Raw genomic sequence first — 6435 nt, forward strand, 5'->3', positions numbered from 1 at the left:
GCTGGACTCGATGTACTGCGGGGTACCGCTCGGAAAGCCCGGGTGGACCGGAGGAGCTCCCAGGTGCAGTACCGGCGCAGGACCAGCCGGTCCTCGGCATGTTCGATGCCCGCCAACCATCCATCGAGCCAGTGGTCGAAGCGCGTGCCTTCGACATCGATCTCCGGAAGCACTCCTGAGCGGACCAGAAGCGAGAGGAGGAACGCTACCGACTGTCCCGACCGGGCTCGGGTGATGATCGCCTCGGCGGTGAGTGGCAGGGTTCCGTCCGCGATCTCGCGGAGCACCATCGCGCACTTGCTCTTGTGCATCCAGCGTTCGAACGATGCGGCTTTGCTGTGGTGCGTGAGCAGATAGTCCGCAAGGGGGTGGAGGTCCGCGCGGATCTCTCCCGCGTCGTCGGCGAGCAACTGCTGGATCGCGACGGGCCGGCGGCACTCGACGCAGAGATGATGCTTGCGGATCTCCTCGATCGAGCCACACCCAGGGCAGGCCATCGTCACCGGAGCGCCCGCGCAGTCGGCGCAGACCTTCTGACCGTTCATGAAACCGGTCAAGAACACCCTGCGCCCGCACTCGGGACAGGGCTGCGGTCTACGCATCGCGTAATAGCAGCGTGCGCATACCCGTCGCCCGTCAAGGTGGGAGGCGACCCGGCCAGGTTCTCCGCAGAGACCGCAGGTCTTGATCGGTGCGGTATAACAGGCCAGGCAGACGAGTTCCGGGCGGCGGACGATGATGGTCGCGTGCTGCCTGCACCGCGAGCAGTCACCGAACGATCGAGGGTCGGCTCGCCAGCATTCGCGGCAGAAGCGCTGTCCGTCGATCGTGCGCTGCACGGGTCGGACCCGGCCACAGGAAGCGCAGGAGACGGACCTGGCGTTCCGCTCGCAACGAGAGCAGTGCCGACCACCGCTCGGCGTCTTGTGGGGCATTCTCACCGAGCGGCCGCAGGACTCGCACGTCGGCAGCACTACCCGGTCTGCTCCTTCTTCTACCAGCGCGCGGGCCAGATCCTGGACGGTCACCGGCACATTCGCATGCCGCCCCTCGAGGACCCCAGGCTGCTTGATCAGCGCGAGCTCAAGAAGCCGCTGCGTGAGGGGCACTGGCGCAACCGAATGCACGATCTCAGCGAGACGCTCGGGCAAGATCTCGGGAACGAGGGGACGCACGAGGTCGATAACTTCCGTGACTCTCGGCTGCTGCGGAGGCTTGGCCACCGTGGCTACTTCGTACGCGGACGGCGGATGGTTGCGCGGACAGGACGGAGATCACCGATCGACCCGCGCGTCGCTTCCTCGCCCACGGCCACCGGGGTCGATGCCTCTCGGCGAGCGATTGTCACGAGATCGTCGAGTGAGCACTCCAGCGCATCGCACAACGCCGCCAACACGTCGAGACGCACCCGCTGAGGCGGTTGCGTCACCAGCCGATACACCTGCTCCCTGGACAGGTCGATCCCGCGTTCCTCGAGCAGTGGCTTCAGCTTGGAGGTCTGGAAGATCCCGCGCGAAGCCATCACTCTGCGGAGATTCCATCCGGTGTCGAGCTCAACGGTCATCAGCTTCTCCTTCGATGAGGGCCTTCAGTGCTTCCGCGAGCACCCGGTTCTTGTAGTCCGAACTGACGGAGGCGTAGATCGAGGTCGTCGAGGCGTGCATGTGCCCGACCTGCTCCTGGACGAATCGATCGGCATAGCCGAACTCCAGCAAATGCGTGACGTAGGAATGCCGGAGGCTGTGCAGCGTCAGATCCTTCGACAGGCCAGCCTCGTCCCGCAGCTCCGCGAACCTCCGGTCGAGATACCCGGCGGACAGACGCGTGCGACGCTCGGTCACCCAGAGCGCGTCAAGGTCAACTCCGGGCGCGAAGCGTTCCCGGGCCTGCTCGAGCCATTGCTGCATGCCCGGCACCCACCAGTCGAACTCCGGCACCAGCAGCACCGTCCGCCGCCGCGGCGCACCACCTCCTGCAGCCTTCGCCCACCGCACGTGTATCGCGCCGTAACGCCCCCACTGGCGCATCTTTGCGTTGTGGTGCAGGTCGACGGTGTCGAGCATCACCGCCTCCGTGCGGCGCAACCCGAACGCGTAGACCGTCTTCAGCAGTTGTGCGTCACGCAACGCCCCGAGAGCGCCCTTCCGGCCCGACGCCACGAGCAGCTCGACGCGAGCGTCGGCGGTGTCGAACAGGCGCTCGATCTCGTCGTACGTGAACGGGCGGCGTTTCCCGTCCCCCTCGAACTCAAACCGGTGCGCGACCGTGTTCCACGGCAGACACACCTGGGACGGGACCTCACCGAACTCCCGGTCGCAGATCTCCATCCAGTCGTACAACGGGTTCGTGAGGTAGTCGCAGAATCCCCGGATGGACCCGTGATTGGCGCGCATCGTCGACAGCGTGCGAGTGCGTCCGCCCGATTCCGCGGTGAACTCATCCACATCGGCGACCGTCCACCTCCACGGGGGCTTGTCCACGAAATCACGGAACCGCGACACCGTCGCCGTCCGATTTCGAATCGTTTGCTCGCGGAGCCCGCGTGACAACTGCTGGTTCCGCCAGCCCTCGATCATCGCGTTGAAGACCTGTTCCTCCGGGTTCGCCAATGCGACGTTCGACGCTGACGTGAGCAGCCGAAGCGCCGCTGCTGTCAGCAACCACGAGGATGTCGTGTGGCAACTGAAGGAGCAGGCTGGTTCGATCAGCGTGCAGACGGTCATGGGGATCCTCGGTTCGATGTCCGGCGACTTCGCCGGATTCGCAGGGGCTGCGGGTCAGGCGTTCGAGGTTGGCAATACGCAGTCCTTGAGAGCCGTTGTAGACCGGCTGAAGCTCGCCGGCGTCATCAAGCTGCAGCAGGGTGGACAGCCCAGAGATCGCTGGAAGCTGCGCATCGCTTAACCCCCTGCTACGGTCGCCACTACAAAGCTCGTCCTCGCTCTAGGCTCAGGTTCATGGAGCGGACCACATCGAGGGTCCGGATGGAGATCAAGATACGTCGGGATCTCTCGGGATCGCGCAGGGCTTCGCAGGACGTCGGTCGGGATCATTCAGGATCTGACGGGATCTCTCGGGATACGACTACGTGTCGGACGCGCGCTGCCTAGGCAGTATGACAAGTATTCACTCGAGGTGGGCTATGCCCACCTGACAAGGACCGTCATGCCTAGCGATTGGATGTAAACCTGAGGTTCTGCGCCGTCGTTAGACGTCATTCGATAGGCCAGTCGCCGGGCAATCCAGTACTACAGCGAGCAGATAAACCCCAGAATCACGAGGGTCTTCGCCTCACCTGCCTTGCGAGCGCGCCACGTACAGGCTTGGAGTGTCGGGATAGTTCGCAAAAAACCTTGCGGGTACATTTGCGGGTACATTGGCCATTTTGACCCACTGTTCACACGACAAAGCCCTGATGAAAATTGCTTCTCATCAGGGCTTTTCGGTCGGGCTGACAGGATTTGAACCTGCGACCCCTTGACCCCCAGTCAAGTGCGCTACCAAGCTGCGCCACAGCCCGTTCTCCTGCACTCTCGCGCAGGCAACTCCCCTATCTTAGCCTTACCCGACGGCCCTCCGCGAACCGGCCCTTTGCGGGTGTCGGATGCCGGGCGTAGCGTCGCATGCATGGTGACGATCACGACCGAGGTGGCGACGACCACCCGATGGGACGACGTGCAGCATGCGCTCACGGGCGGCGGCGATGGGGCCAGCTGTCAGTGCATCTGGCCTGTACTGAGCAACAAGGACTGGAACGCGACGACGACCCCGCAGCGCACAGAGATGCTCCGCGACGAGATCGATGCCGGTCCACCACCCGGCATCATCGCGTACGTCGACGGCGAGGCCGCCGGCTGGATCCGCATCGGGCCGCGCACGCGCCAGGCGCGCGTTCCCCGCACGCGCATCATCGCGGCGGCGACGAGCGAGCCGTTCGACGACGAGTCGGTCTGGGCCGTGACCTGCTTCGTGGTCCGCCGCGAGCACAGGGGCTCCGGCATCAACCTCGAACTGCTCCGCGCCGCCGTCGAGTACGCCCGCGAATCCGGCGCGCGACTGATCGAGGGCTACCCCGTCGACACCAAGGGCGAGAAGAAGCGGAGCAACGACCTGTTCCACGGCACCCTCGGCACATTCCTCGCCGCGGGATTCGAGGAGACGACCGAGTTGAAGCCGGGACGCACCCTTGTCACACTCGACCTCGCCGCGTGAACCGGTCGCGTCTCGCAGACGGCTAACGTGAAGTCATGAGCGACGAGCATCCGATCATCGAAGACGACGTCCTCGGCACCCTCACGCGCGCCACGACCGAGCTGACCGACGGCACCGTCCTCACCCACGACTTGTACGCCGGGACGATCGAGCTCGACGGGGCCGACCTCGAACTCATCATCGAAGGAGCCTCCGCCGAAGACGCGAGGAGCCTTCTCCCCCGCCTGCGCGATATCGTCGGCGAGATCGGCTCCCTGCGCCGCACGGCGACGGATGCGGTCGTCACGACCTTCAGCAACGGCGAGCCCGAACCGCACGAACTGGATGACGCGGCATCCGATCTGACCCTCGACACCGTCGAGGCGGCATCCGACGGGACGATCGTCCTGCACCTCACCGACACCTGCGGAACGCACTTTCCCGAGGGCTACTGGCCCGCCGTGCACGTCGCCCCGGATGGCACGATCACTCAGGTCACCGTCGAATCGTGAAACGGGAGATCCGATGAGCGGCGCGGCGCGCGTGGACAGCTGGCTGTGGGCGATCCGCGTCTACAAGACCCGCTCGGCGGCGACCACCGCATGCCGCGCGGGGCATGTGCGGGTGAACGGCGACAAGGCGAAGGCTGCCCAGCCCGTGCGCATCGGCGACGAGTTGCGCATCCGCATCGCCGGGTTCGACCGGATCCTGATCGTCCGTCAGCTCCTCGTGAAGCGCGTCGGCGCACCGCTGGCGGCGCTGGCATACGAGGACAAGACCCCCGCGCGTGAGCCTCAGGCCATGCTCGGCGTGCGCGACCGCGGTGCCGGTCGCCCCACGAAGCGGGAACGCAGGGACATCGATCGGCTCCGCGGACGTGCGGACGAATGAACGGGAAAAGCACCTGATTTCCCCTTCCCTTTTTCGTAGTTTTGTTCTAAACTGAGGTATGGCCCCACCGACGGATCTCGACCTCGAACTGGAGGAGCGCGCCCGCCTGCTGGGCGCGTGGGCGCAGAAGCGCCGGCAGATCGCGGTGCTCGAGGCGGAGGCCGCGGAGCTGCTGATCGAGCGGATCGGCGTGCATGAGGCGGATGTCGTCGGCAACGGGCACCATCGGGATGCGATCTACCGGTCGATGATCGCCGAGTACGGCGCGGCCGGGCGGATCTCGAAAGGGTCGATGGAGTACGCGTTCACCGACGCTCGCACCCTGCGGGACTCCCTGCCCGCGGTGCGCGCCGCATTCCAGGCCGGGGCGATCACCGCCGCGCACGTGCGGGAGATCGCCCGCGCGTCCGCCGTGCTCGTGGAAGCGGTCCAGAACAAGAAGGCGGATGCCGAGGCGCTGGTGCTGTTCCAGGCCGCCGCTCTCGTGGTCGCGGAACAGGACACCCCGGCCCGCACCCGCGCGCACGCCCTCCGGGCCGCCGCGGCCCTGGCCGGGCAGACCGTCACCGAACGCCACCGCCGCGCCACCCAGGATCGGGGCGTGACGGTGCGGTCGTTGGAGGACGGGATGGCGCTGTTGAGCGTGGTGCTCCCGGAATGGCTCGCCCGCGCGATCCTCGACCGGCTCACCAGCATCGCCCGCCACGTGATCGACGCCCGCGACGAGTGGGAACCCGTCCTCGACTCCGGCGTGATCGACGACGGCGACGACGCGATCCGCCCTGAGGACATCGACCTCGACGACTCGCTCCACGAACTCTACGAGAACACCATCTTCGGTGATGACACCTTCACCACCGACCCGTTCACCGACCCGCTCACCGACCCCGGCAGCCCCGACATCGAACACGTCCCGGCCGACTCCCGGACTTTGGATCAGATCCGTGCGGACCTGCTCACCGACCTGCTCCTCGCCGCCGCCCCCGGCGACGTCCACGGCCCCGGCCTCGACGCGATCCGCGCCCGCATCCAGGTCACCGTCTCCGCGACCACCCTCACCGGCGCCGACGACCAGCCCGCCGAACACGACGGCCACGGCCCCCTCGACCCCGACACCGCCCGCACCCTCGCCGGCCGCAACACCGGCTGGACCCGCCTGTTCACCTCCCCCACCGGGATGCTCACCGACACCGACACCTACACCCCCACCGAAGCCATGCGCCGCCACCTCCGCGCCCGAGACCAGCACTGCCGCTTCCCCGGATGCCGCATGCCCGTCCACCGCTGCGACATCGACCACACCCACGACCACGCCCGCGGCGGCAGAACACGACTCGACAACCTCGCCCACCT

General features: G+C 66.6%; 7 protein-coding genes, 1 tRNA gene and 1 pseudogene. 5 read left to right on the forward strand and 4 right to left on the reverse strand.

Features of this window, described 5'->3' with window-relative positions:
• From IPV10_RS16495 to IPV10_RS16505, 3 genes and pseudogenes are all read right to left on the reverse strand, one after another.
• Positions 1–545 (reverse strand): annotated as a pseudogene (locus tag IPV10_RS16495) (hypothetical protein); the annotation flags it as partial.
• Positions 546–1228: 683 nt separating this feature from the next.
• On the reverse strand, positions 1229–1564 hold the full coding sequence (locus IPV10_RS16500) for a helix-turn-helix transcriptional regulator (RefSeq protein ID WP_026936353.1): 336 nt from the start codon (positions 1562–1564) through the stop codon (positions 1229–1231).
• Entirely contained in the window at positions 1554–2609 is a 1056-nt protein-coding gene (locus IPV10_RS16505) for a tyrosine-type recombinase/integrase (protein WP_131491372.1), read from the reverse strand. The genes IPV10_RS16500 and IPV10_RS16505 overlap by 11 nt, the downstream gene beginning before the upstream one ends.
• Positions 2610–2721: 112 nt before the next feature.
• Between IPV10_RS16505 and IPV10_RS16510 the strand changes: the two genes are divergently transcribed.
• Positions 2722–2904 (forward strand): hypothetical protein, encoded by a 183-nt coding sequence (locus IPV10_RS16510; RefSeq protein WP_207485715.1) that lies wholly within the window; start codon positions 2722–2724, stop codon positions 2902–2904.
• Between the two features lie 542 nt (positions 2905–3446).
• Here IPV10_RS16510 and IPV10_RS16515 read toward each other — a convergent pair.
• Positions 3447–3520 (reverse strand) — tRNA-Pro (locus tag IPV10_RS16515).
• A 107-nt stretch (positions 3521–3627) separates the two neighbouring features.
• Here IPV10_RS16515 and IPV10_RS16520 point away from each other — a divergent pair.
• From IPV10_RS16520 to IPV10_RS16535, 4 genes are all read left to right on the forward strand, one after another.
• Positions 3628–4212 (forward strand): GNAT family N-acetyltransferase, encoded by a 585-nt coding sequence (locus IPV10_RS16520; protein ID WP_207485717.1) that lies wholly within the window; start codon positions 3628–3630, stop codon positions 4210–4212.
• Positions 4213–4247: 35 nt separating this feature from the next.
• Entirely contained in the window at positions 4248–4703 is a 456-nt protein-coding gene (locus IPV10_RS16525) for a hypothetical protein (protein WP_207485719.1), read from the forward strand.
• A 13-nt stretch (positions 4704–4716) separates the two neighbouring features.
• Positions 4717–5082: an RNA-binding S4 domain-containing protein gene (locus IPV10_RS16530; RefSeq protein WP_207485721.1), complete on the forward strand. Its 366-nt coding sequence runs from the start codon at positions 4717–4719 to the stop codon at positions 5080–5082.
• Positions 5083–5140: 58 nt separating this feature from the next.
• Positions 5141–6435, forward strand: a 1295-nt coding sequence (locus IPV10_RS16535; RefSeq protein WP_207485723.1) for an HNH endonuclease signature motif containing protein, incomplete at its 3' end; no start/stop codon positions are given.

This window comes from Microbacterium sp. SD291 (assembly GCF_017355365.1).
In the GTDB taxonomy this organism is placed as follows: Bacteria; Actinomycetota; Actinomycetes; order Actinomycetales; family Microbacteriaceae; genus Microbacterium.

Bases quoted from the DNA above. Each gene is read 5' to 3' on its own strand.
- IPV10_RS16500 (WP_026936353.1), bottom strand. From the start codon at position 1,564: ATGACCGTTGAGCTCGACACCGGATGGAATCTCCGCAGAGTGATGGCT.
- IPV10_RS16510 (WP_207485715.1), top strand. From the start codon at position 2,722: ATGGGGATCCTCGGTTCGATGTCCGGCGACTTCGCCGGATTCGCAGGG.
- IPV10_RS16520 (WP_207485717.1), top strand. From the start codon at position 3,628: ATGGTGACGATCACGACCGAGGTGGCGACGACCACCCGATGGGACGAC.
- IPV10_RS16525 (WP_207485719.1), top strand. From the start codon at position 4,248: ATGAGCGACGAGCATCCGATCATCGAAGACGACGTCCTCGGCACCCTC.
- IPV10_RS16530 (WP_207485721.1), top strand. From the start codon at position 4,717: ATGAGCGGCGCGGCGCGCGTGGACAGCTGGCTGTGGGCGATCCGCGTC.